19 protein-coding genes are annotated in these 21,499 nt (G+C 60.8%); 8 read left to right on the top strand and 11 right to left on the bottom strand.

The features are described 5' to 3' along the window. Positions 1-40: 40 nt before the first annotated feature. From holA to leuS, 3 genes are read right to left on the bottom strand one after another with little or no spacing between them, the layout of a single operon-like run. Positions 41-1,084: a DNA polymerase III subunit delta gene (holA, locus tag HDEN_RS16265; RefSeq protein ID WP_013217241.1), complete on the bottom strand. Its 1,044-nt coding sequence runs from the start codon at positions 1,082-1,084 to the stop codon at positions 41-43. 43 nt (positions 1,085-1,127) lie between these two features. After that, positions 1,128-1,700, bottom strand: coding sequence for a hypothetical protein (locus HDEN_RS16270; protein ID WP_013217242.1), 573 nt, complete (start codon positions 1,698-1,700; stop codon positions 1,128-1,130). After that, complete coding sequence (gene leuS, locus HDEN_RS16275) at positions 1,687-4,311, bottom strand: leucine--tRNA ligase (protein WP_013217243.1); 2,625 nt, start codon at positions 4,309-4,311, stop codon at positions 1,687-1,689. The genes HDEN_RS16270 and leuS overlap by 14 nt, the downstream gene beginning before the upstream one ends. A 261-nt stretch (positions 4,312-4,572) precedes the next feature. On the opposite strand from leuS, the gene fic reads away from it, so the two are divergent. Continuing rightward, on the top strand, positions 4,573-5,721 hold the full coding sequence (gene fic / locus HDEN_RS16280) for a protein adenylyltransferase Fic (RefSeq protein WP_013217244.1): 1,149 nt from the start codon (positions 4,573-4,575) through the stop codon (positions 5,719-5,721). 58 nt (positions 5,722-5,779) lie between these two features. Here the strand turns inward: fic and HDEN_RS16285 are convergent, their stop codons facing one another. Beyond that, positions 5,780-6,184, bottom strand: a complete 405-nt coding sequence (locus tag HDEN_RS16285; protein ID WP_013217245.1) for a GlcG/HbpS family heme-binding protein — start codon at positions 6,182-6,184, stop codon at positions 5,780-5,782. Positions 6,185-6,313: 129 nt separating this feature from the next. Between HDEN_RS16285 and HDEN_RS16290 the strand changes: the two genes are divergently transcribed. Together HDEN_RS16290 and HDEN_RS16295 are read left to right on the top strand one after the other, a co-directional pair. Continuing rightward, complete coding sequence (locus HDEN_RS16290; protein WP_013217246.1) at positions 6,314-6,994, top strand: YggS family pyridoxal phosphate-dependent enzyme; 681 nt, start codon at positions 6,314-6,316, stop codon at positions 6,992-6,994. Between the two features lie 133 nt (positions 6,995-7,127). Then, positions 7,128-8,060, top strand: coding sequence for a hypothetical protein (locus HDEN_RS16295; RefSeq protein ID WP_013217247.1), 933 nt, complete (start codon positions 7,128-7,130; stop codon positions 8,058-8,060). 102 nt (positions 8,061-8,162) lie between these two features. Here the strand turns inward: HDEN_RS16295 and ppk2 are convergent, their stop codons facing one another. Beyond that, complete coding sequence (gene ppk2 / locus HDEN_RS16300) at positions 8,163-9,086, bottom strand: polyphosphate kinase 2 (RefSeq protein ID WP_013217248.1); 924 nt, start codon at positions 9,084-9,086, stop codon at positions 8,163-8,165. Between the two features lie 109 nt (positions 9,087-9,195). Next, complete coding sequence (locus HDEN_RS16305) at positions 9,196-10,221, bottom strand: aldo/keto reductase (RefSeq protein ID WP_013217249.1); 1,026 nt, start codon at positions 10,219-10,221, stop codon at positions 9,196-9,198. A 344-nt stretch (positions 10,222-10,565) separates the two neighbouring features. Here HDEN_RS16305 and HDEN_RS18425 point away from each other — a divergent pair, with 344 nt between their 5' ends. After that, a complete protein-coding gene (locus tag HDEN_RS18425) occupies positions 10,566-11,141 on the top strand; it encodes a C40 family peptidase (RefSeq protein ID WP_013217250.1) in 576 nt (191 codons plus the stop codon). A 57-nt stretch (positions 11,142-11,198) separates the two neighbouring features. On the opposite strand, the gene HDEN_RS16315 is transcribed toward HDEN_RS18425, so the two are convergent. Continuing rightward, entirely contained in the window at positions 11,199-12,215 is a 1,017-nt protein-coding gene (locus tag HDEN_RS16315; protein ID WP_013217251.1) for an MBL fold metallo-hydrolase, read from the bottom strand. Positions 12,216-12,293: 78 nt separating this feature from the next. On the opposite strand from HDEN_RS16315, the gene HDEN_RS16320 reads away from it, so the two are divergent. From HDEN_RS16320 to HDEN_RS16330, 3 genes are all read left to right on the top strand, one after another. Then, positions 12,294-13,088 carry a helix-turn-helix domain-containing protein gene (locus HDEN_RS16320; protein ID WP_013217252.1) on the top strand — a complete coding sequence of 265 codons (795 nt, stop codon included), beginning with the start codon at positions 12,294-12,296 and terminating at the stop codon, positions 13,086-13,088. A 250-nt stretch (positions 13,089-13,338) separates the two neighbouring features. Continuing rightward, the gene (locus HDEN_RS16325) at positions 13,339-16,077 is read left to right on the top strand and encodes an FtsK/SpoIIIE family DNA translocase (protein WP_013217253.1); all 2,739 of its coding nucleotides are present in this window, start codon (positions 13,339-13,341) and stop codon (positions 16,075-16,077) included. A 178-nt stretch (positions 16,078-16,255) separates the two neighbouring features. Further along, positions 16,256-16,999, top strand: a complete 744-nt coding sequence (locus HDEN_RS16330; protein WP_245256668.1) for a LolA family protein — start codon at positions 16,256-16,258, stop codon at positions 16,997-16,999. Between the two features lie 324 nt (positions 17,000-17,323). Here the strand turns inward: HDEN_RS16330 and HDEN_RS16335 are convergent, their stop codons facing one another. Together HDEN_RS16335 and HDEN_RS16340 are read right to left on the bottom strand one after the other, a co-directional pair. After that, positions 17,324-17,848, bottom strand: a complete 525-nt coding sequence (locus HDEN_RS16335; RefSeq protein ID WP_013217255.1) for a cyclic nucleotide-binding domain-containing protein — start codon at positions 17,846-17,848, stop codon at positions 17,324-17,326. A 183-nt stretch (positions 17,849-18,031) separates the two neighbouring features. Continuing rightward, complete coding sequence (locus HDEN_RS16340; protein WP_013217256.1) at positions 18,032-18,718, bottom strand: response regulator transcription factor; 687 nt, start codon at positions 18,716-18,718, stop codon at positions 18,032-18,034. A gap of 221 nt (positions 18,719-18,939) precedes the next feature. Here HDEN_RS16340 and HDEN_RS16345 point away from each other — a divergent pair, with 221 nt between their 5' ends. Next, on the top strand, positions 18,940-19,386 hold the full coding sequence (locus tag HDEN_RS16345) for a L,D-transpeptidase family protein (RefSeq protein ID WP_245256669.1): 447 nt from the start codon (positions 18,940-18,942) through the stop codon (positions 19,384-19,386). A gap of 131 nt (positions 19,387-19,517) precedes the next feature. Here the strand turns inward: HDEN_RS16345 and HDEN_RS16350 are convergent, their stop codons facing one another. Continuing rightward, the gene (locus HDEN_RS16350) at positions 19,518-20,999 is read right to left on the bottom strand and encodes an ammonium transporter (protein ID WP_013217258.1); all 1,482 of its coding nucleotides are present in this window, start codon (positions 20,997-20,999) and stop codon (positions 19,518-19,520) included. A 51-nt stretch (positions 21,000-21,050) separates the two neighbouring features. Beyond that, positions 21,051-21,389, bottom strand: coding sequence for a P-II family nitrogen regulator (locus HDEN_RS16355; protein WP_013217259.1), 339 nt, complete (start codon positions 21,387-21,389; stop codon positions 21,051-21,053). Positions 21,390-21,499 lie beyond the last annotated feature (110 nt).

Here is a 21,499-nt window from a genome sequence, read left to right on the forward strand (position 1 = left end):
CGGCACTATAGAAGGGGGAGGACGTGCCGCAAGGCTGGGCTTAGCGGCGAGGAGACGCGGCAAGGCCGGCGGCGGCCATTGAGGCGAGGGCCAGAAGCAGGCGTTCGGCGTAAAGATCTTCGTACCGGCTCGAAAGACGCGCGGACTTGGCCGTTTCGGCAATCCGGCGCAGCGCCTGGTCGAGCTGCGGCCTCGGCCAGTTGCGGATCTGGCGCGCAAAGGCATCGCGCTGCTTGAAGAAGATCGGCGGCCGCACAGCTTTGAGCGCGTCGTCGAGGCGTTGGCCGGCATCGACGTCGCTGCGAACCTTGTGGAGTTTCAGGAAGTAGCGCTGGGTCACGAGAATGATCGCCTGTGCGCTTTCGCCAGCCGCCAGCGCGCGGCCGAAGTCGGTCATAGCGGTTGCAGTCCGGCCTTCGGCGGCAGCCTCGGCGATACGTTCGAGCGCGAGGTCGGCCGCGTCGCCGACGACGTTTTCGACGTCTTCGAGCGTAATCATCTGCTTGCCGAGGCTGTGCAGCGCAAGTTTTTCGATCTCGGCGCGCGAGAGCGCCCGGTCGGCGCCGAGGCGGGACTGCAATAGCGCTCGCGCGTCACCTTCGATCGACAGCGAGAATGACGAGAGCACTTCCGCGATGAGGCCGTCGATGTCGGCGGCAGCGTCGGGATAGCAGGCGACGGCGAAGCAGTTTTCGGTCTTCTCGAACAGCGCGCGCAGGGTGTCGTCGGTTTTGAGGTTGCCGGCTTCAACGATCAGCAGGCCCTCGAATGGGGACGAGAGAATTGGCTTCAGAAGCTGTGCGGAGATGCGGCGTCCGGCGATGGCGCGAACGATGCGGCGCGAGGCGAACATCGGGCGCATTTGCAGCTCGGTTTCGAGGCGGCCCGTATCTTCGTCGAGTTCGGAGTCATCGAGCCGCAGAATTTCGCCGGGCGGGTTTTCGCGCGCCGCGAGGGTGCGCGCCAGCACCGTCGAACGCTCGCTGACAAGTCCCGGATCGGAGCCGAAGAACAGTGCCGCCGCCAATTGCGCCGGCGGCGACTTCATGAACGACTCGGCCTGATGAGCCTTGATGGCGACCATGCGGGAAGCTCACGAATAAACGGCGCTTGTCTTAGGCGCGCGATCAGGCGGTCGAAGACAGGATCGCGAGCAGGCGCGTGCGCAATTCTTCGCCGACCGACGAAGCCGCCCGATTTTCAGCGTCCTGGCGGGCTTCGACGTTGGCGAAGATCGACGTGACGCGATCGAACGAGGCGCGGCCGTAGCTCTTGCCCGAGGCGACGACGCTCTTATCGCTCAGCCGGATCAGATTGTACGAGGCTTCGATGCTGTAGATCTGTCCGCCCGCGTTGCCGTTGGTCATGACGAGTGTCGAGACCACGGATTCGCGGATTGCGATGTCGAGCCGGTATTGCGGCGTTTGAGCTTTGCCGCCGCCGGTCGTCTGGAAGATCAGCTCGTTGCGAATTCTCTGGCCGACGCGGCCCGGGATCGGGGCAATGTCGAGCGTCGCGAGCTTTTCCTGGGTCGCGGCGCCGCCGAGGGCCGCCGAGCCATAGAGCGGGCGAAAGCTGGCGCCGTCGCTGCAGCCGGCGAGGGCGCAGATTACGGCAATGCCAAACGTCGACAGCAGCCCGGTCCGGTACTTCGACCGGCGAGCCCCTGTCTGCCCCCTCATCCCGTCACCCAACGACATTCACGATCCTTTGCGGGACAACGATGACTTTTTTCGGGGCGCGGCCATCAAGGGCACGGACCACCGAATCCAGCTTCAACGCTGCCGCTTCCACCTCCTCGGATTTCGCAGTGCGCGAAACCACGAGCTCGTCCCGTCGCTTACCATTCACCTGTACGGCAATGGTCACTTGATCGTCAACGAGTAGGTCCGGTTCGACGGCCGGCCACGGTTGGTTCGCGAGCAGCGTGTTGTAACCGAGCCGCGCCCAGCATTCCTCCGCCAAATGCGGCATCATGGGGCCGATCATCGAAGCCAACAGGGCGCCGGCCTCGTGCGCGGTCCAGGCGAGGCCCGGTTCGCTCTTGGTTAGAACGGTCTGGAGAACATTCGAGAACTCGTGGATGTTGGCGACGGCCACGTTGAAGCGCAGGGCTTCGATGGCCTTGCCGACGTTGTCGAGCGCGCGATGTCCGGCCTTGCGAAGCTCCAGCGCATCCGGTCCAAACGTGTCGGGACGTTTGTCGGGCTTCTGAGGATAAGCTTCGAGGATGTCGTCCATCAGACGCCAGACGCGCTGAATGAAACGGCTCGCGCCCGCAACGCCCGCTTCCGTCCAGATTACGTCGCGTTCCGGCGGACTGTCGGACAGCATGAACCAGCGGGCGCAGTCGGCGCCGTAATGGGCGATGATGTCGTCGGGGTCGACAAGGTTCTTTTTCGACTTCGACATCTTTTCGATGGCGCCGATGGCGGCGAGACGTCCGGTCGCGATCTCGATCGCCTGGCGGCTGGCGCCTTCGCCCTCGAGACGAACGTCGTTCGGCAACAGCCAGAAACCGTCCTGAGACTTGTACGTCTCGTGCGTCACCATGCCTTGCGTGAAGAGGGCCGAGAACGGCTCGCGGATGTTCGACGCAAATTTCAGGTGGCCGGTGTCGCACATGGCGCGCGCGAAAAAGCGCGAATAGAGCAGATGCAAAATCGCGTGCTCGATGCCGCCGATGTATTGGTCAACCGGCAGCCAGTAATGCGCGGCGTCCTTGTCGACAGGGGTCTTCGCTTCCGGCGCCGTGAAGCGCACGAAATACCAGGAGGAATCGACGAAGGTGTCCATCGTGTCGGTTTCACGCGTCGCGTCGCCGCCGCAGGTCGGGCATTTGACGTGCTTCCACGTCGGATGCCGTTCGAGCGGATTGCCCGGCTTGTCGAAGGTCGCGTCCTCCGGCAGCGTCACTGGCAGGTCCTGTTCCGGAACGCCGACGACACCGCATTTTTCGCAATGGATGACGGGGATCGGACAGCCCCAATAGCGTTGGCGCGAGATGCCCCAGTCGCGCAGGCGGAAATTGACCTTGCGCGCGCCCTGCGGCCGGTTCGCCAGTTTCTGCTGTTCGAGAATATCGGCAGCTTTGTCGAAGGCCGCCTTGATCGTCAGGCCGTCGAGAAAGCGCGAATTGATCATCGTGCCGTCTTCGGAATAGGCCTTGTTCTTGATCTCGAACGTGTCCTTGTTTTCACCCGGCGGCAGGATGACGGGCACGACCGGAAGCTCGTAGCGGCGCGCGAAATCCATGTCGCGCTGATCGCCCGACGGGCAGCCGAAGATGGCGCCGGTGCCGTAGTCCATCAGGATGAAGTTCGCGACGTAGACCGGCAGCTGCCAGGATTTGTCGAGCGGATGCACGGCGCGAATGCCGGTATCGAAGCCGCGCTTTTCGGCGGCCTCGATTTCGGCGACCGAGGTTCCGAGACGGCGGCACTCGTCGCAGAACGCGGCGAGAGCCGGATTGTTCTCAGCGGCGGCGCGCGCGATCGGATGATCGGCGGCGACCGCCAGGAACGATGCGCCGAATAGCGTGTCGGGCCGCGTCGTGTAGACTTCAAGCTCGGAGAAGCCTTTGGGCGCCGTGTCCTTGTCCAATGCCCAGCGGATCAGCATGCCTTCGGAGCGTCCGATCCAGTTCGCCTGCATCAGGCGCACCTTCTCGGGCCAGTTGTTGAGCGTATCGAGGTCGCTCAGCAATTCCTCGGCGTAGTCGGTGATCTTGAAGAACCATTGCGTCAGCTCGCGCTGTTCGACCAGCGCGCCGGAGCGCCAGCCGCGGCCGTCGATCACCTGCTCGTTGGCGAGAACGGTGTGGTCGACCGGGTCCCAGTTGACCTTCGAGGACTTGCGATAGGCGAGGCCCTTTTTCAGCAGGTCCAGGAACAGCTTCTGCTGATGGCGATAGTAGTTCGGCGAGCAGGTCGCGATCTCGCGTGACCAGTCGAGCGACAGACCCATCGACTTCAGCTGGCCGCGCATCGTGTCGATGTTGGCGTAGGTCCATGTGCCCGGGTGGACCTTGCGCTCCATCGCGGCGTTCTCGGCCGGCATGCCGAATGCGTCCCAGCCCATCGGATGCAGGACGTTGAACCCCTTTGCCCGCTTGAAGCGGGCAAAGACATCGCCCATCGCATAGTTGCGGACGTGGCCCATATGGATGCGTCCCGAGGGGTAGGGAAACATCTCGAGGACGTAGCATTTGGCCTGCTTGTGATCTTCGGAGGCGCGGAAAATCTGGTTTTTGTCCCAGATATGCTGCCAATAACGTTCGCGGTCGGGTGCGTTGTAGCGTTCAGTGGCCATGGGGCCCATTCTTTCTGGGATTTTGAATTGGTTAGCGCCGTAAAAAGCCCGAAAGGTCGAGAGGGTCAAGTCGTCGGCTTCGCTGGCTGATATGTCGCAATAATGCGGTTTCTGCGACATATATGGAGAACGTGTCGTAGCGTCCGACATATCCCCTATAATATGTCGTATAAATATTGTTTTCACGACATGTATTGGTCATATGTCGTTGCCGCCGACATATCGGGCTGACGTGTCGGCGAGATCCGGAATTGCCGACACATGAAAACTTTCGATCCGACTAGTCCTTATAATGCTTTGCCCAAGCTGCCGCCTGCCGGCGACTTGGAGACGAAAGCCGTCCTGAAAAAATGCGCGTCGGTGCACGCCGCGCTTGCCGCGCTCAAGGAGCGAGGCCGCCGCATTCCGGATCAAAGCGTTCTCATCAATGCGATCCCGATCATGGAAGCCAAGGACAGCTCGGCGATCGAAAACATCGTCACGACGAGCGATGCACTGTTCCGCGACGCCAGTTTGAAAGACGACAGCGACGCGGACCCGGCCACCAAAGAAGCGTCGCGCTATCGATCGGCTCTGCAGCTTGGCTTTCAGACATTAGCGCATCGGCCGATTACGACGCGGACCGCTGTCGATATTTGTTCCGACCTCAAGGGCGTCGATCTCGATGTGCGGAGCGTGCCCGGCACGAAGCTTCGCAACACGAATACCGGCGACGTGATCTATACGCCGCCCGAAGGCGAAGTTCTGCTGCGCGAGCTGCTCGCGAACTGGGAGCGTTTCTTGAATGACGCGACGGAGCTCGATCCCGTCGTGCGCATGGCCGTCGGACATTATCAGTTCGAGGCCATTCATCCCTTTATCGACGGCAACGGCCGCACGGGACGCGTCATCAACATTCTGTTTCTGATCGAGCAGGGATTGCTCGACCTGCCGACGCTGTATCTCAGCAGGTATATTCTTGCGAACAGGGCGGACTACTATCGGCTGCTTCTCGACGTAACGACGAAGCAGGCCTGGGAGGCGTGGATTCTCTACATGCTCGACGGCATCGAGAATACCGCGCGATGGACGGCGGAAAAGATCGGCGCGATCTACGATCTCATCGATGCGACGGTTGCTTATGTCCGCGACGCGGCGCCGAAGATTTATACGCGCGAACTTGTCGACGTCATTTTCATGCAGCCCTACAGCCGCATTCAGAATGTCGTCGAACGCGGACTTGCGCATCGGGAAAAGGCATCGCGGGATCTGAAGCATCTCGTCGCCATCGGCGTGCTGCGCGAAATCAAAGTCGGGCGCGAGAAGCTTTTTCTCAACGTGCGCTATGCGGCGCTTCTCAGCGGCGACGCCAACACATTCGATGCCTTTGCGAAGATCGAGCCGGCGGCATCGGCGCAGTCGAAGAAATGAGAACGGGCCGCACGTGACGTGCGACCCGCAGCAATCCTTCAACTCATAAAGGCAAGTGTCAGCAGGTGTGCGCCGCGGCACCGGCTTCGGCGACGGTCTGGTCCTGAACGCCGCTGCCGCCCGAGACGCCGATGGCGCCGATCACGACACCGTTCTGATCCTTGAGCGGGATGCCGCCCGCGAAGATCATGACGCGGTCGTGGTTCGAAACGTGGATGCCATAAAACTGATCGCCCGGCTGACTGTTGTCGGCGAGTTCCTTGGTCGAGATGTTGAACGCGCGCGCGGTGAACGCCTTGTTGATTGCGATGTTGATTGAGCCGATCCAGGCTTTGTCCATGCGGATGTGGGAGATGAGGTTGGCGCCTTCGTCCACCACAGCGATGTTCATCGGCTGGCCGATCTCGATTGCCTTCTTCTCGGCGGCGTCAATGATGCGGCGGGCGTCTTCGAGTTTCAGCATGGGGGCTCCTGTTGTCGATCCAAAGATGACGATGCGCATATATGCGTTGGCTCTCCGCACACCATTGCGACACTTGTTCTTCAAGCGGCGGAAGCGTTATGGAGAGGGTGAGCAGTTCAGGGACAGAGCGTGACAGACGACACCTACCACGATACCGCGCCGGATAGGTTAAAGCGCGTAAGGCATGAGATCGTCGCGGCCGCAGAGGCGGTCAAGCGCTCGCCAGCAGATATCGAACTGATTGCAGTTTCAAAGACTTTCGACGCCGACGCCGTGCGTCCGGTGCTGGCTGCGGGGCAACGCGTGTTCGGCGAAAATCGCGTGCAGGAAGCCGAGCGCAAGTGGCCGGAGCTGAAGCGCGAGTTCGCGGATGTCGAATTGCATCTGATCGGGCCGTTGCAATCGAACAAGGCCAAGGACGCGGTCGCGCTGTTCGACGTCATTCATACGATCGATCGCGAGAAGATCGCGCGCGCGGTTGCGGAAGAAATTTCGCGGCAGGGGCGGGCGCTCAAACTTTTCGTGCAGGTCAACACGGGCGAAGAGCCGCAAAAGGCCGGCGTGCCGCCGAGCGAGGCGAAAGCGTTCGTCGATTTTTGCAGATCGGATCTCAAGCTGCCGATCGTCGGGCTGATGTGCATTCCGCCGGTGGACGAAGAGCCGGCGGTGCATTTCGCGTTTCTCGCGAAGCTCGCGAAAGAAGGCGGTCTCAAAAGCCTCAGCATGGGCATGAGTAGCGATTTCGAGACGGCGATTGCCTTCGGGGCCACGCACGTTCGCGTCGGGAGCGCGATATTCGGGGGACGGTAAAGCGGGTGTGTGAAGCACGCCGGTCGTTTCCCACTGCATTTTTTGTGGCCGCCGCATCGATCTCGAGTCGCGGTGCTAGGCTCCGTCGCTGATTCGGCTGCGTATTTGGGCCGGTGCGCGATAGGGGCTCGACATGACCGCGTCTTCTCAGAAGAAAGATCCGATCGAAGCTGAGGCAAATGCGTCGGCGGCGGAAGCCGCCCGTGACGTGCGAGCGGAAATTCTCGAGAAGAGCAAGGACGCCACCACAAGCAAGGCCGCCGTCTCGAAGCTGAAGAAAGCCGAAAAAGACGCGACGACCGATGCGCGCAAGAAGTGGTACGATTTCGAGGTCAACGTCTGGATCACGAACTTCAACTCGATCGAGTTCGGTCCGTGGAAGCGTGAGCGCAATCGCGGCAAGTCGCGCCAGTTTACCACCGACATGGATATCTTCGCCGAGATCATCGAGAACGGCACGCGGACCGGCGTCCTCGGTTATCGCAAGGAGATTTGGAAAGACGCGTCGGGCATGGATAAGCGACTTGTGTTCAAGCTGTTCTCCGACACGCTAAACTGGAAAGCGAGCATGGACATGATGCTCGGCCGTTCGATTCAGCAGACGCTTGGCGCGCGCGGCGTTCCGGTGACCACGTATTCGATCAACACCAGCGAAGACGACTATCTCGTCTATCTCGAGCGATCGGCAAACAAATGGCCGCTGTTGCCGGAGAACTTCTCATTTTTTCTGATGGAGGGCGGTGAGCCGAAATTCTATCGGTTCCGGCGCGACTTCATCAATCTTGGCGGCGATTACACCCTCATCAACCAGCACGACGAGCATGTGGGCCATATCGATGGCGCCATTCTGACCATCGGCGGCAGATGGCGCTGCAAGGTGCGTGGCGATCATGCCGATCCGCGTCTCATTCAGGTGATGAAGCTGTTTACGGGCATGATCGTCTTCAATCGCCAGGCACGACGCCACGTAAAAGCCTTGGCGCATGACATTCGCGACGGGCGCATCAAGCCCAATATCCAGCGTCAGGAAGCCGATCTCTATATGAATCCGCGGCGCATCCGCTGAGCATCGCGTTTCGGCGAAGGCTCGCCGGCGTTCGCATAAAAATATCGGCGGGGATGCTTGGCATCGCCCGCCGAATTGTTTTTCAAAGCACGGTCTCGCGGATCAATAGTTGGCCGGCACGTACATGTCGTCCGGCACGGGCTCACGCAGATAATCGGGATTGTGCACGCGATCCGGAAGCGCGATCGGCGCGCGCACGACTTCCTGATAGGGAATTTGCGTCAAGAGATGGCTGATGCAGTTGAGGCGCGCGCGCTTCTTGTCGTCGGCGTGCACGACCCACCACGGCGCCTCTGGAATGTGCGTGCGTTCGAGCATCGCTTCCTTGGCTTTGGTGTAGGCTTCCCAGCGTCGCCGGGATTCGAGATCCATCGGCGACAGCTTCCACTGCTTGATCGGATCGTGAATGCGCATCTGGAAGCGCAGATGCTGTTCGTCGTCGGAGATCGAGAACCAGTACTTGATGAGCGTGATGCCGGAGCGCACGAGCATCTTTTCGAATTCGGGAACGGTACGGAAAAACTCTTCGACGTCCGAGTCCGAGCAGAAGCCCATGACGCGTTCGACGCCGGCGCGATTGTACCAGGAGCGATCGAACAGAACCATTTCGCCGGCCGCCGGAAGATGCGGAACGTAGCGTTGAAAATACCATTGCGAACGTTCGCGTTCGCTTGGCGCCGGGAGCGCCACGACGCGCACGACGCGCGGATTGAGGCGCTGCGTGATGCGCTTGATGACGCCGCCTTTGCCTGCAGCGTCGCGCCCTTCGAAGAGCACGACGACTTTCAGTTTCTGCGTTACGACCCAATCCTGCAATTTGATCAGCTCACGCTGCAGGCGGAACAGTTCCTGGAAATAGACTTTGCGATCGAGCGCGCTGTCGCTGTCTGATTGCTCTTTCCCGTCGATGAGCTTTTGCAGACGATCGTCGTCCAGCTCCATCTCGAGTTCTTCATCGAGGCTGTCGGCAATCTCAGCTTCGATGCGCGCTGCCATGCCGTCGTACTTCTCGCGTTCGTCAATCATGTTTGGTCCTGTGGCGGTCTCTTCGGCGATACCGGCCATAGACACGCGAACCCGATGACAGGCTTATGACAGTGTTAGCCTTTGGCGCGGCTCGAAAATCCTGTTCGTCTCAGACCGGAGACGGGTTGCGTTCGCTGAAGCCGGACTGATGCCAATATGGGTACGGTTTCGTCGTCTCGCTTGCGGCGTCGAGCTTGGCGACCTGTTCCGGCGTCAGGTTCCAGCCGATGGCGCCGAGATTGTCCTTGAGCTGCTTCTCGTCACGCGCGCCGATAATGACACTCGAAACGGTGGGGCGCTGGAACAGCCAGTTGAGCGCGATCTGCGGTATCGACTTGCCGGTTTCCTTCGCGATTTCGTCGAGCACATCGACGATGCGGAAAAGACGCTCATCCTCGATAGGCGGTCCTTTGTCGGCCGTCTGATGCAGGCGGCTCGTCTCGGGCAGCGGCTGACCGCGGCGGATTTTTCCGGTCAAACGTCCCCAGCCGAGAGGACTCCAAATGAGAGCGCCGACGCCCTGGTCGAGTCCGAGCGGCATCAGCTCCCACTCATAGTCGCGGCCGAGCAGCGAATAATATGTCTGATTGGCGACGTAGCGCGGATAGCCGTAGCGGTCGGCGACGGCGAGCGATTTCATCAAGTGCCAGCCGGAGAAATTGGAAACGCCGACGTAGCGGATTTTGCCGGCGCGCACCAATTGATCGAGTGTCGACAGCACTTCCTCCGGCGGCGTCATCGCATCGAAGCCGTGCAACTGGAAAATGTCGATATGGTCCGTCTGCAAGCGCTTCAGCGCTTCGTCGCAGGATTTCAAAAGGTGAAAACGTGACGAGCCGACGTCGTTGGGGGCGTTGCTGAAACGGAACGTGGCTTTCGTCGAGATGAGAACCTTATCGCGGCGGCCTTTGAGGGCTTCACCGAGAACCTGTTCCGATACGCCGTCGGAATAGACATCGGCGGTATCGAATAATGTGACGCCGGCGTCGAGGCAGAGATCGATCATCCGGCGGGCTGCCGTGACGTCCGTCGAACCCCAGGCGCGAAAGAATTCGCTCGCGCCGCCAAACGTCGCCGCGCCAAAAGAAAGGAGTGGAACAGTCAATCCGGACGAGCCGAGGCGTCGATATTCCATTATGAGTTCCTCGAATGCTGGCAATTGCCTTTTTCAGGGCGCGCGAATGCGGAACATCGCCACACCGCACTCATCAAATAGGCATGTAAATTAGAAACAATTGCGATCACGGAATTGCCAATTCCGTTCGCAATCTTCACAATTTTTTCGCTTATTGGTAGCGATCGGACCATCTGGATACTGATTAATCGCCGTTAAGGTCCGAAAAAGCCCCGAAAAATATCGACACGCGTGCCAGTTGCAAACGTCGACGACGATATGTCGCGCGGCGAATCCTCCCTTGTTTCCGCCGCATTACGACGCTCGATGCGCGCCGTTTGTTAAGACAAGTGAGGAGAGTAACCATGCGATTGAGCTTGTTCGCAGTGGCGGCGCTGCTGGCAGTCATTGTCGGCGTTCCGTCGGTCGAGGCTCATCCGTACAAGGGCTATAATAGTCATCGGATTGAGCGGACCCATGCGAAATGGTCGGGGAAGCAGCGGTATTCGAACCGCGGCTATTCGCAACGGCGGGGCCACAGATACGCAAGTCATTCCTACCGCGGTTCTTACGGACGGCGCGTGATTAATCAGAATTCCAGATATGCACATCGGCAGGGCGTAAGCCGTCGTTATGCGCAGCGGCATACGGGGCGCCGTTACGCGTCGGCAGGTGTCGGCGGTCGTCCGCGCGCATGGTGCGGCTGGTGGATGCGCACCCAGCTCGGGGGCGGTCCGGAATATAATCTGGCAGCCAACTGGCGGCGTTACGGTCGCTCGAGCGGTCCGCAGGTCGGCGCCGTGGTCGTGTGGCCGCATCACGTCGGCATCATCACGGGGCGGGCATCGAACGGTCAGTGGATCGTGAAGTCCGGCAACGACGGCAATGCCGTGCGCGAGCGTGCACGCTCGGTTGCGGGCGCCGTCTTCCGCGTCGGCTAATCGAAGTCGCATTGGGCAGACCGAGGCTTCGGTCTGCCCAGGCGCTTGCGGTTCGGCTCAGAGGTTGAGCTGATAGGTGTGTGCGAGCCAGCCGTAGCTCTCGGGGGCAGTTCTCTCGACGAAGCCAATCGACGGGAACGGCATGTGATAGCCGATCACCGGAAGGCGATCGGTGGCGGCCATGTCGAACACGCGACGACGCGTAGCGGCGGCCAGTGGTTTGTCGGCGTCGAAGACGCAATGCCAGTCGGGACGTGCGAGCGACGCGACCTGGTGATGCGCGCAATCTCCCCACCAGAGAAGCGATTTGCCTCCGCTTTCGATCATGAAGGCGAGGTGGCCGGGTGTGTGGCCATAGGCTTCGATTGCGCGAATGCCGGTCACGACATCGTCGCCCGGCTTGATGAAGTTTATCTTCTCCATCACCGGCTTTGAGTTGGCGCGATAAACCTGCGCGAACTTTTCCAGGTCATCCGGCAGCTTGCCTTCCGGCGTCCAGAAATCGTGCTCGATCTGCCCGATGACATAGCGCGCGTTGGGAAAGAGCGGCTTGCCGTTTTCAATGATGCCGCCGACGTGGTCCGGGTGGCCGTGGCTCAGCGCCACCACATCAATGTCTTCCGGCTTGAAGCCTGCCGGTCCGAGCTGCGCCGCAAGCCATCCGCCGTTGGGGCGTGGCACGAAGCCGTTGGCGCCGTTGCCGGCGTCGAGCAAGATCAGCTGCTTGCCGGTGTTGACGATCGTCGGCGTGAAGCCCGGCTGATATTTGCGTTCGGGCAAGAGATTGTCGCGCATCAGCGCGTGCACGTCGGGCTCGCTGGCGTTGCCGCCGATAAGCGGAAACGGTCCGTCGATGAAAACGTCCGAGTCGGAGATCGTCGTGATCTCGAAATCCCCGAGCTTGAAGCGGTAGAACTTCGGCTGTGCAGATCCTAGGAGCGCCGCTGCGGCGCGGGCGTTCGAACTCGTTGCGAAAGAAAGCGCGGGTGCGGCGGCAAGCCCGAGGCTCGCCGCGAGCAGCTGTCTGCGATCGAGGTTGAAGGGTCGCTTTATCGGCTCTGACGTATCGCTCATAGTTTGTGGCCTCCGGACCGTTCGGACGTTAGACTGTCGTGCGAAGGTCTAAGGTAATCCGCGGGCGGAGAACTGCGCTTGTATCAATCTGCTGCAACTGGCGTTCAGGACTTGAAGCCGTTGTGGCATGTCGGGACCTCGCGCATGCTGTTTGCGGGATGTCTCGGGCGCAACACGCTGCACAGCCACAGCACGTCGGTTCTGCTCGCCGGTCTCTATGATGATTTCGAACTGAGGGTCGGCAAAGGGCGGTGGGTCACGTGCCGAATGGCCGTCATCCGCGCCGGCATACCTTATGAATTCGATGCCGGAGGCCGGCCGCTCGCCGTCATCTACGGCGAGCCGAATGTTGTTTCCGCCGAGGGCTTCGCGACGTTGATGCGCGACGTCGAGGAGCTTCCGGGCGCGTTGATCAGCCGGCACGGCGAAGTCGCGGCTCTTCGCGCGATCTATGAAGATCCGGACAGCGCGACATGGGTCGCGCCGGCGATTGTTGACCTCGTCGATTTTTCGAACGCGCGGGCACGGCGGCAGATTGATCCCCGCATCGCTCGTGCCGTCGATGCGCTGGCCGGTCGCGACAGCCTCGCACGCGATGGCGACGATCTGCCGTCGGTTTCAACGGCTGCCGTCGACGCGGGAATCTCGACGTCGCGGTTTCAGCATGTCTTCAAGGCGGAGGTCGGGGTTCCCTATCGCCGCTACCTCTGCTGGCTCAGGATGCGGGCGGCGGTGCGCGATGTCGTGGGCGGCTCCAATCTGACGACGGCGGCGCACGCTGCGGGCTACTGCGACCAGGCCCACTTCGCGCACGAGTTCCGCCGCATCTTCGGTGCCCCCGCCTCTCGCAGCCTGGCGAACGTCCGGCGCTGACTTCCATGTCGAGCGCTTGCTGGTGCAACTGATATCCCCGCGAATTCAATGGCTCAATCCGAGTCGAATGGTCGGCAGCGGTAACCATATGGCAACCCGGCGGCGTCAAGGTTACTGCGGCGGCCTTTGGCGTTGATCCAAGACTGTACCCGACGTGCGCGTAAGCAGCGAAGGCGAAGTCTAGCGACAATTCCAGAAATCGCTCGAACGCACGATTTCCGTGCTGCGTCAAAGAAGTACGTTCGCTGAGATGTCGCTGGATACGAGAGGGATCGATCCTCGTAGACTGCTGCCGCAGTCGTTGGAGGACCGGCTTTTAGGCTGGATGGGCCGCTTCGGCGGAGCCTTTCTGCTTGCCTCGACGCTCGTGGTCTGGGCGAGCCTCGCGTCGTGGTCGGTTCTCGACCCGAGCCTCACGCACACGACGACGGTCCAAGCACGCAATTTCGCCGGGCCGGTCGGCGCGATCATTTCCGATCTTCTGTTTCAGACGCTCGGCTTCGGGGCAGTCGTCGCGCTGATCGCGCCGTTCGTCTGGAGCATCGAATTGCTCCGTACCGAACAGGTCGCGGGCGGACGCTCGAAGCTTGGCTTCTATCCGATCTCCATTCTGACATTTGCGGGCTCCATCTCGGCGCTCCCCGTTTTCGACGGCTGGCCGCTGCGGCACGGTTATGGCGGATTGCTCGGAGATTCGTTGCTGCATCTCGCAACCAAGGTCTTCAGCATCTTGAGCGATGAGCGCGCGCCGATCGCGGCGGGCCTTGTCCTGGCTGCTGCTGCTTTTCAGACTGCCGGCAAAGCGATGGGCTTCGAGGCCGAAGCTATCGTTCGCACGTTCTTCAAATCGATGGGCGCCGCATTCCATCAGGCGATGACGAAGCCGCGCGCGGACATCATCCGGACAGCGCCCGCTGTTGCGGTGACATCCGCGACGGGTTTGTGGGCGCGTTTCCGAGGCGCCGCGGCCGACGATCAGTCGTACACCTCTCTTGAATCTTACGGCGCGCCGCATCCGGCCGAGCCGAGCCTCAGCCATGCTCCCGATGCGTTCGGCCGTCTCGAGATCGATAGCCTGCATGACGATCCGCGCAGCGGGCCGACCGAATTCGCAGCCCATACGCTTGCGATGCCGGCAGCGGCGGCTGCATCGCCGGCGCGCGAGCGGCATCCGGCTGCACCGGCTGTGCCGCACGGCGCTGTTTCGCATGCGGCAGCTTCTCATGGTGTCGAGGACGTTCCGGTCGATGATCTAAACGATCCGATCTACGCGTTCGACGACAATATTGAAGACTCGAGCCGTGCGATTGCGGCGCGCTTTGCTCCGGCGTCCGCGAAGGGCCGCGTCGCGCCGTCCGCACCTCCGCCTCCAGTATCCCGAGCACAACCGCCGGTCCCGCAGCCAGCCGCGCCGGAGCCTGTGGCGGCTCCGAAAGCCGCGGGCGGGCTGCTCGGCGGTCTCAAAAATCGCGCGGCCCCGCAGTGGAAGCGGCCGTCGCTCAACATGTTCAAGCGTCCGACCGCGGCGAAACCAAATCCCGAGCTGTCGCAAACGGTCATGCGCGGCAACGCGCGGCTGCTGGAAGACGTGCTCGCTGACTTCGGCGTCAAAGGCGAGGTCAAGGATATTCGGCCGGGTCCGGTCGTGACGCTGTATGAATTCGAGCCGTCGCGCGGCACGAAGTCGTCGCGCATCATCGGGCTCGCGGAAGACATCGCGCGCTCGATGAGTCTCGCGAGCGTGCGTGCCGCCGTGGTTCCCGGACGCAATGCGATCGGGCTCGAACTACCGAATGCGCGGCGCGAAACCGTTCTGCTGCGTGAGATCCTCGAAGCTGATCCGTTCAAATCCGACGCGCTGACGTTGCCGATCGGACTTGGCAAATCCATTGGCGGCGAGCCTGTTGTCGCCGATCTCGCGCGCATGCCGCATCTGCTCGTCGCGGGCACGACGGGTTCGGGCAAGTCGGTCGGCATCAACGCGATGGTGCTGTCGCTGCTTTATCGTCATTCGCCCGACGATTGCCGCTTGCTGATGATCGATCCGAAGATGCTGGAGCTGTCGGTTTACAACGGCATTCCGCATCTTTTGACGCCGGTCATCACCGATCCGCATAAAGCCGTCGCCGCCTTGAACTGGGCAGTTCGCGAAATGGAAGAGCGCTACAAGCAGATGGCGGCGCTTTCGGTTCGCAACATCGACGTGTTCAACAATCGCGTGCGCAATGCGAAGAAGCGCGGCGAAATCCTGTCGCGCCGTGTGCAGACGGGTTTCGACACGTCGGGACAGGCACGTTTCGAAACGCAGAAGATGGACCTCGAGCCGTTGCCGCGCATCGTGCTGATCGTCGACGAGTTCGCCGATCTGATGATCGTCGCGGGCAAAGAGGTCGAAGCGTCGGTTCAGCGTCTCGCGCAGATGGCGCGCGCCGCTGGCATCCATCTGATCATGGCGACGCAGCGTCCGTCGGTCGACATCATCACCGGCACGATCAAGGCGAATTTCCCGACGCGCGTATCGTTCAAGGTCACGTCGAAGATCGACAGCCGCACGATCTTGAACGAGCAGGGCGCGGAGCAACTGCTCGGACAGGGCGACATGCTCTATTCGACTGGCGCGGGACAGTGCGTGCGCGTGCACGGCGCTTATGTTTCGGACGAAGAAGTCGTCGCGTTCGCCGACGTTCTGAGGCAAGAAGCCGCCCCCAAATATGTCGAAGGGATCACAGATATGCCTTCGGCTGCCGAGCCTGCACTCGGCGGCTCGGGTACGGGCGAAGAAGATCTCTATGATCGCGCCGTCGCGATCGTCATGCGGGATGGCAAGGCTTCGACGAGCTACATTCAGCGCCGTCTGTCGATCGGGTACAATCGCGCTGCGGATCTCATCGAACGGATGGAGCGCGACGGGCTCATTTCGCCCGCGAACGGCGTCGGCAAACGCGAGATCCTGATGTCGCGTGGTAGCGGCGCGGATGCTGCCGCGTAACATTTGAACGCATCTCACAATCACATGCGCATTGCATGCTTGCGATTCTCATGGCGGGCGCTTTACGCATAGCGCGGCAGCGATTCGCCAAGTTCTGGACGCAATCTTTGTCGAAACGAGTAATCTGCGATTGGAGCCCGTTGGGCTCGGGGCCGTGGGGGCCGCTATGGGGAGCTACATGAGGGATTTCCAGCGCCTGCTGGCTGCTACGGCAGTTTTTGCGCTCGCATTCGGCGGCCACGCTTTCGGCCAGGACCCGAGCGGACCGTCCGAAACCCTGGCCAACCCGGTTGCGGCGAAAGACAAGACGGCTGTCAAAGGCTGGACGGGTCAGGTTGAGGCCGCGAAAAACGATGGCACTGTGGTGCTCGACGCCGAGCAGACCAAGCTCGTGAAGCAGGTGAGCGATTATTTCGGCTCCGTGCAGGGGCTCAAGGGTGCATTCGTTCAGGTCGATGCCGACAACAAGCGGATGAAGGGCAAGTTCTTCGTCAAGCGTCCTGGCCGGTTCCGGTTCGACTACTCGCTTCCCTCCAAGCAGATCATCATTTCGGACGGCGAGAACCTCGCGATCCAGGATCTCGACTTGAACAACGAGGACCGGGTGTCGCTAGATCAGACGCCGTTCAGGATGCTGCTGCGCAAGGATGTCGATCTGCTGCGCGATGCAAAGATCACGGAAGTCCAGCAGGCGGACGATCTGATCGTGCTAGGCCTCGAAGACAAAGATCCCGACGCTCCGGGCAAGATCAAACTCTACCTCGCGACCAAGCCCAACATCGAATTGAAAGAATGGGTGACCACCGACGCGCAGGGTCTGAACACCCGGGTGGAGCTGCTGGGTCTGGAAAAAAGCAACGACCTCGATAGTAATTTGTTTAAAATTCAATCACTTGGACCACACCGTACGACGCCGAACTGAAGATTTTCGCGGTGAATCAATGTGTTGCGCATTTGCCCGACGCAATGCGCAACCTGGGGATATTTTTTTGAGCCAGTTCACATTTTCGTGATCGGCTCTCGCGGGCTCTATTGAATTTCCCGGCTTTGCGCTTAACTCATGGACATGCAGGTGGCGTCACCCTGTATTCGGTAGTGCCCCCCGTCTAGCCGAAGACGCCGCCTCTGGTATCGGTTTCCCTCCCGGTACCGAGCGCGTAAATGCGCATCGCGCCCAGTCCCTCCCCCCGGGACTGGGCGCACTCTTTTGTGGCCCGTATTTTTCAAGTCATCTAGAGCAACGCAGTCATTGCATGGCGCGCGCTCGATCTCCTTGCGAAAACTCAAGTCGCGATTCCGAAGCGACTGCAGCGGTGACTGAACCTGAGAGCAATGTCTCTACAGCGAGCAAGTCGGTCGCAAGCGTGTGCAGACGTTTTAGTATCAATGATGAGAAGTGCGACGCCAGATCGACATCCTGGCGCATCAGCTCGTGCATCTTCTCGCGCGAAATCCGGAGCGCTCTGACCTGATCGCGCGCAATGATCGTCGTCGGATGAGCGATTTCGATCATCATCGCCAACTCCGCCACGAGTGATCCCTCGGGAAGAATTTCTTCGCGTGATTGCTTGCGATCGACGGCGCGCCGAATGCAGGTTCCGGAGACGATGAGAATAGCTGCGTCAGCGATCTGGCCTTCGGCGGTTACGACGTCGCCGTTGCGGTAGACGATGCGCTCGGCATGGCGCGCAATTTCGCTGATCTGCAGCGGTTTGAGATCGCGAAAGAGAGGCAGCGCCAGAAACGGTTTAACGAGGGCGTCGATGGCCATCGGTCCAATTCACAGGATGAACACTTCATGATGGGACCGAGATGCGACGCGCCCATGCCGCCGATGTCGGCAGCAACGGCTTTCAATACACGAGTCCGCCTGTGGCTGAACGTGGATAAGTCATCCGAAGGCATGAGTCTGTGGATGGGTGTGATCGTGCAACGGAAATGCTGAGAAGCAGTGTTAGGGCGCGAGCTTGTAACCGCCGCTTTCGGTGATCAAAAGCTCGGCGTTCGAGGGATCTTTTTCGATTTTCTGACGCAGTCGATAGATGTGCGTTTCGAGCGTGTGCGTCGTAACGCCGGCGTTGTAGCCCCAGACCTCGTGCAGAAGCACGTCACGCGAAACGACCTTGTCTCCCGAACGATAGAGATACTTCAGAATCGACGTTTCCTTTTCGGTCAGGCGGATTTTGCTGCCCGACTGGTCGATGAGAAGTTTGGAGGCCGGCTTGAAGGTGTAAGGTCCAATCGTGAAAACGGCGTCTTCGCTTTGCTCGTGCTGGCGGAGCTGGGCGCGAATGCGCGCGAGGAAGACGGCGAATTTGAAGGGCTTCAAAACGTAGTCGTTGGCGCCGGCGTCGAGTCCCAAGATCTGATCTGCGTCAGACGTATTTCCGGTGAGCATCACGATCGGCGTTTTATAGCCGGAGCGGCGCAGAAGCTTCACGGCTTCGCGGCCGTCCATGTCGGGCAATCCCACGTCGAAGACGACGAGATCGAAACGCCCGTTGCGTGCGGCTTCCATGCCCTTGCTGGCCGTTCCGGCCTCGTACACCTCAAACTCGTCGTGCAGCACGAGTTGATCTTTTAAGGAGGTGCGCAAATCATCATCGTCGTCGACGAGGAGGACCTTTCGGGCCGTGCTCATGGAGATTGGCTCCAGCATTATTGGACTGCTCACGCGGGGCAGAAGACTAGCATCGCGCGCTGGGGCAACATAGGCTTTGGTGGCAAACAGACAAGAGGAATGGCTAGTTCCCCATGTTCCCGGTACGGCCGATACAACGGCATGGCGCATCAACCAAGCTCGTTGTCAGAGCTTTGAATGCGGCGGCGCAGCGGGGGTGTCTCGCGGTCGGATCGTTCCGCATGCCATGCGCGCTCGGGCGTTCCGGAATCAAAGCGCTGAAGCGCGAGCGAGACTTGGCAACACCGCGAGGAAGGTTCGTGTTGCGTGGTGTTTTGTACAATCCCGCACGATGCGCGCGTCCGCGAACGCAGTTAGATCTGCGCTCTATCCGCAAGATTGACGGTTGGTGCGATTGCCCGTCCGATCGAAATTATAATCGCAGAGTTTCGCTGCCTTATGGAGCCAGCGTGGAACGCCTCTGGCGCAACGACAATCTTTACGATCTCGTCGTCGTCCTAGGCCACAATGACGCACCACGTGTCCGGCATCGCGGCAGCGCCGTCTTCATGCACGTCGCGCGACCGGGCTTTGCCGCGACGGAGGGATGCGTCGCGTTGGGGGCATCTGATCTCAGGCGCGTGCTGCAAGTGATCAAGCGGCACAGTCAAATCATCATTGAAGTTTAGCGGCTGAAACAAAAAAGGCCCGGCAGCGAAGGGTGCCGAGCCAAGTGGGAGCACGATAAAGCGGGGACCGTGCTCGGGAGAGGTTGCTGATCGCTCGCAGCCCGTGGAGCCGCGAGCGATCTCATTCTCACTTAGTAGTGATAGGCGCGTTCGCCGTGGTCGGTGATGTCGAGGCCTTCGCGCTCGCGCTCTTCCGACGGACGCAGCCCGATGATGATGTCGACCAGCTTGAAGAGGATCGCCGAACCGATGCCGCTCCAGAGCAGGGTCAACCCGACGGCCTTGAACTGTGCGACCATCTGCGACGCCATATCGTAAGTGCCAGCGACCATCTCGCCGGGCTTCGATACGTAGTCGGCGATGCCGGCGCCGCCCCAATCGGGGTTGACCAGAAGGCCGGTTGCGAGCGCGCCGACGATGCCGCCGATGCAGTGGACGCCGAAGACGTCCAGGCTGTCGTCATAGCCGAGTGCACTCTTGATCGCCGAGCAGAACAGGAAGCAGATCGGGCTGACGATGAGGCCGAGCACGATCGAGCCCATCACGCCTGCAAATCCGCAGGCCGGTGTGATCGCGACAAGACCCGCGACAACACCCGATGCAAGGCCGAGAGCGGAAGGCTTACCCTTCGAGGTCCACTCGATGATCATCCAAGAGAGCGCCGCAGCCGCGGTGGCGACGAAGGTGTTGATGAACACCTGCCCGGCGAACCCGTTTGCCTCGAGGCCAGAGCCCACGTTGAAGCCGAACCAGCCGACCCACAGAAGCGAGGCGCCGATCATGCAGTTGACCAGCGAGTGCGGGGGCATCTGCTCCTTGCCGTAGCCAATGCGACGGCCGAGGATGAGGGCTCCGACGAGGCCCGCGATACCGGCGTTGATGTGGACGACCGTGCCGCCAGCGAAGTCGAGCGCGCCCCACTTGAAGGAAATGCCGGCGTCATTCATCACCGCGTCATAGGCGGCCTGAGCCTGCGCCTTCGCTTCGGGAGCTGCCGAAGCGAGCGCCTTTGCGGCGGATGCGAAGGCATCCGGGCCGCCCCAGTACCAGACCATGTGCGCGATCGGGAAATAGATGAAGGTCACCCAGAGGCCCATGAAAACGAGCATGGCGGAGAACTTCAGGCGTTCGGCGACGGCGCCGAGGATCAGGCCTGGCGTGATGCAGGCGAACGTCATCTGGAAGACGATGTAGACGTATTCCGGAATGTAGACGCCGTTGGAGAAGGTTCCGGCGACGGTCGTCGAATCGACGCCCTTCAGGAAGGCTTTCGAGAAGCCGCCGACGAAGTCGTTCAGCGCGCCGCCGTTCGTGAAGGCCAGCGAGTAGCCGTAGAACACCCAGAGCAACGCCACGAGGCAGAGCGTGGCGAGAACCTGCATGAACATCGACAGCATGTTCTTCGTGCGAACGAGGCCGCCGTAAAACAGGGCGAGGCCCGGAACCGTCATCAGCAGCACGAGGATTGCTGCGGTGTACATGAACGCCGTGTCGGCCTTGTTCGGCACGGGCGTTGCGGCCGCGGTCTGGGCGAGCGCTGGATCAATGAGGAGCGCGGTCGCGCCAAGGGCTGCAAAGGCCCCTGCGTACCGCGCCAAGTTTCGAAACTTCATGTTGTGTGCTCCCTGATTGAAGGAAAACAAGTGCAGGTTTTTGAAAATCGCCTAGAGCGCGTCTTCGTCGGCTTCGCCGGTTCGGATGCGGACCGTGTGCTCGATGGGAGAGACGAAGATTTTTCCGTCGCCGATCTGGCCCGTCTTGGCGGAGCGCTGAATGGCGGCGATGGCCTTGTCCACCTGAGCGGCGGGCACGACGACTTCGATTTTGATTTTCGGCAGGAAGCTCACGGCGTACTCGGCGCCGCGATAGATCTCGGTGTGACCCTTCTGGCGTCCGTAGCCTTTGACTTCGGTGACCGTCATGCCCTGCAACGCCAGGTCCGTTAATGCCGAACGGACCTCCTCGAGCTTGAACGGTTTGATGACAGCAGTAATGAGTTTCATGGGTGCGCCCCCTCCTCTCCAACCGGATGTCCACGACTGCGCTTTCGGCCTACGCCGAAGCGAGATGGGGAAAGAGGGAGTCAAGACGCGTGCCAGTTTGGGCGCGAATG

Source organism: Hyphomicrobium denitrificans ATCC 51888 (genome assembly GCF_000143145.1).
GTDB lineage: Bacteria > Pseudomonadota > Alphaproteobacteria > Rhizobiales > Hyphomicrobiaceae > Hyphomicrobium_B > Hyphomicrobium_B denitrificans.

What these genes read in the sequence shown, in the direction of transcription:
- holA (WP_013217241.1), bottom strand. Translation starts at nt 1,084, where the DNA reads ATGGTCGCCATCAAGGCTCATCAGGCCGAGTCGTTCATGAAGTCGCCG.
- HDEN_RS16270 (WP_013217242.1), bottom strand. Translation starts at nt 1,700, where the DNA reads ATGTCGTTGGGTGACGGGATGAGGGGGCAGACAGGGGCTCGCCGGTCG.
- leuS (WP_013217243.1), bottom strand. Translation starts at nt 4,311, where the DNA reads ATGGCCACTGAACGCTACAACGCACCCGACCGCGAACGTTATTGGCAG.
- fic (WP_013217244.1), top strand. Translation starts at nt 4,573, where the DNA reads ATGAAAACTTTCGATCCGACTAGTCCTTATAATGCTTTGCCCAAGCTG.
- HDEN_RS16285 (WP_013217245.1), bottom strand. Translation starts at nt 6,184, where the DNA reads ATGCTGAAACTCGAAGACGCCCGCCGCATCATTGACGCCGCCGAGAAG.
- HDEN_RS16295 (WP_013217247.1), top strand. Translation starts at nt 7,128, where the DNA reads ATGACCGCGTCTTCTCAGAAGAAAGATCCGATCGAAGCTGAGGCAAAT.
- ppk2 (WP_013217248.1), bottom strand. Translation starts at nt 9,086, where the DNA reads ATGATTGACGAACGCGAGAAGTACGACGGCATGGCAGCGCGCATCGAA.
- HDEN_RS16305 (WP_013217249.1), bottom strand. Translation starts at nt 10,221, where the DNA reads ATGGAATATCGACGCCTCGGCTCGTCCGGATTGACTGTTCCACTCCTT.
- HDEN_RS18425 (WP_013217250.1), top strand. Translation starts at nt 10,566, where the DNA reads ATGCGATTGAGCTTGTTCGCAGTGGCGGCGCTGCTGGCAGTCATTGTC.
- HDEN_RS16315 (WP_013217251.1), bottom strand. Translation starts at nt 12,215, where the DNA reads ATGAGCGATACGTCAGAGCCGATAAAGCGACCCTTCAACCTCGATCGC.
- HDEN_RS16325 (WP_013217253.1), top strand. Translation starts at nt 13,339, where the DNA reads ATGTCGCTGGATACGAGAGGGATCGATCCTCGTAGACTGCTGCCGCAG.
- HDEN_RS16330 (WP_245256668.1), top strand. Translation starts at nt 16,256, where the DNA reads ATGAGGGATTTCCAGCGCCTGCTGGCTGCTACGGCAGTTTTTGCGCTC.
- HDEN_RS16335 (WP_013217255.1), bottom strand. Translation starts at nt 17,848, where the DNA reads ATGGCCATCGACGCCCTCGTTAAACCGTTTCTGGCGCTGCCTCTCTTT.
- HDEN_RS16340 (WP_013217256.1), bottom strand. Translation starts at nt 18,718, where the DNA reads ATGAGCACGGCCCGAAAGGTCCTCCTCGTCGACGACGATGATGATTTG.
- HDEN_RS16345 (WP_245256669.1), top strand. Translation starts at nt 18,940, where the DNA reads ATGCCATGCGCGCTCGGGCGTTCCGGAATCAAAGCGCTGAAGCGCGAG.
- HDEN_RS16350 (WP_013217258.1), bottom strand. Translation starts at nt 20,999, where the DNA reads ATGAAGTTTCGAAACTTGGCGCGGTACGCAGGGGCCTTTGCAGCCCTT.
- HDEN_RS16355 (WP_013217259.1), bottom strand. Translation starts at nt 21,389, where the DNA reads ATGAAACTCATTACTGCTGTCATCAAACCGTTCAAGCTCGAGGAGGTC.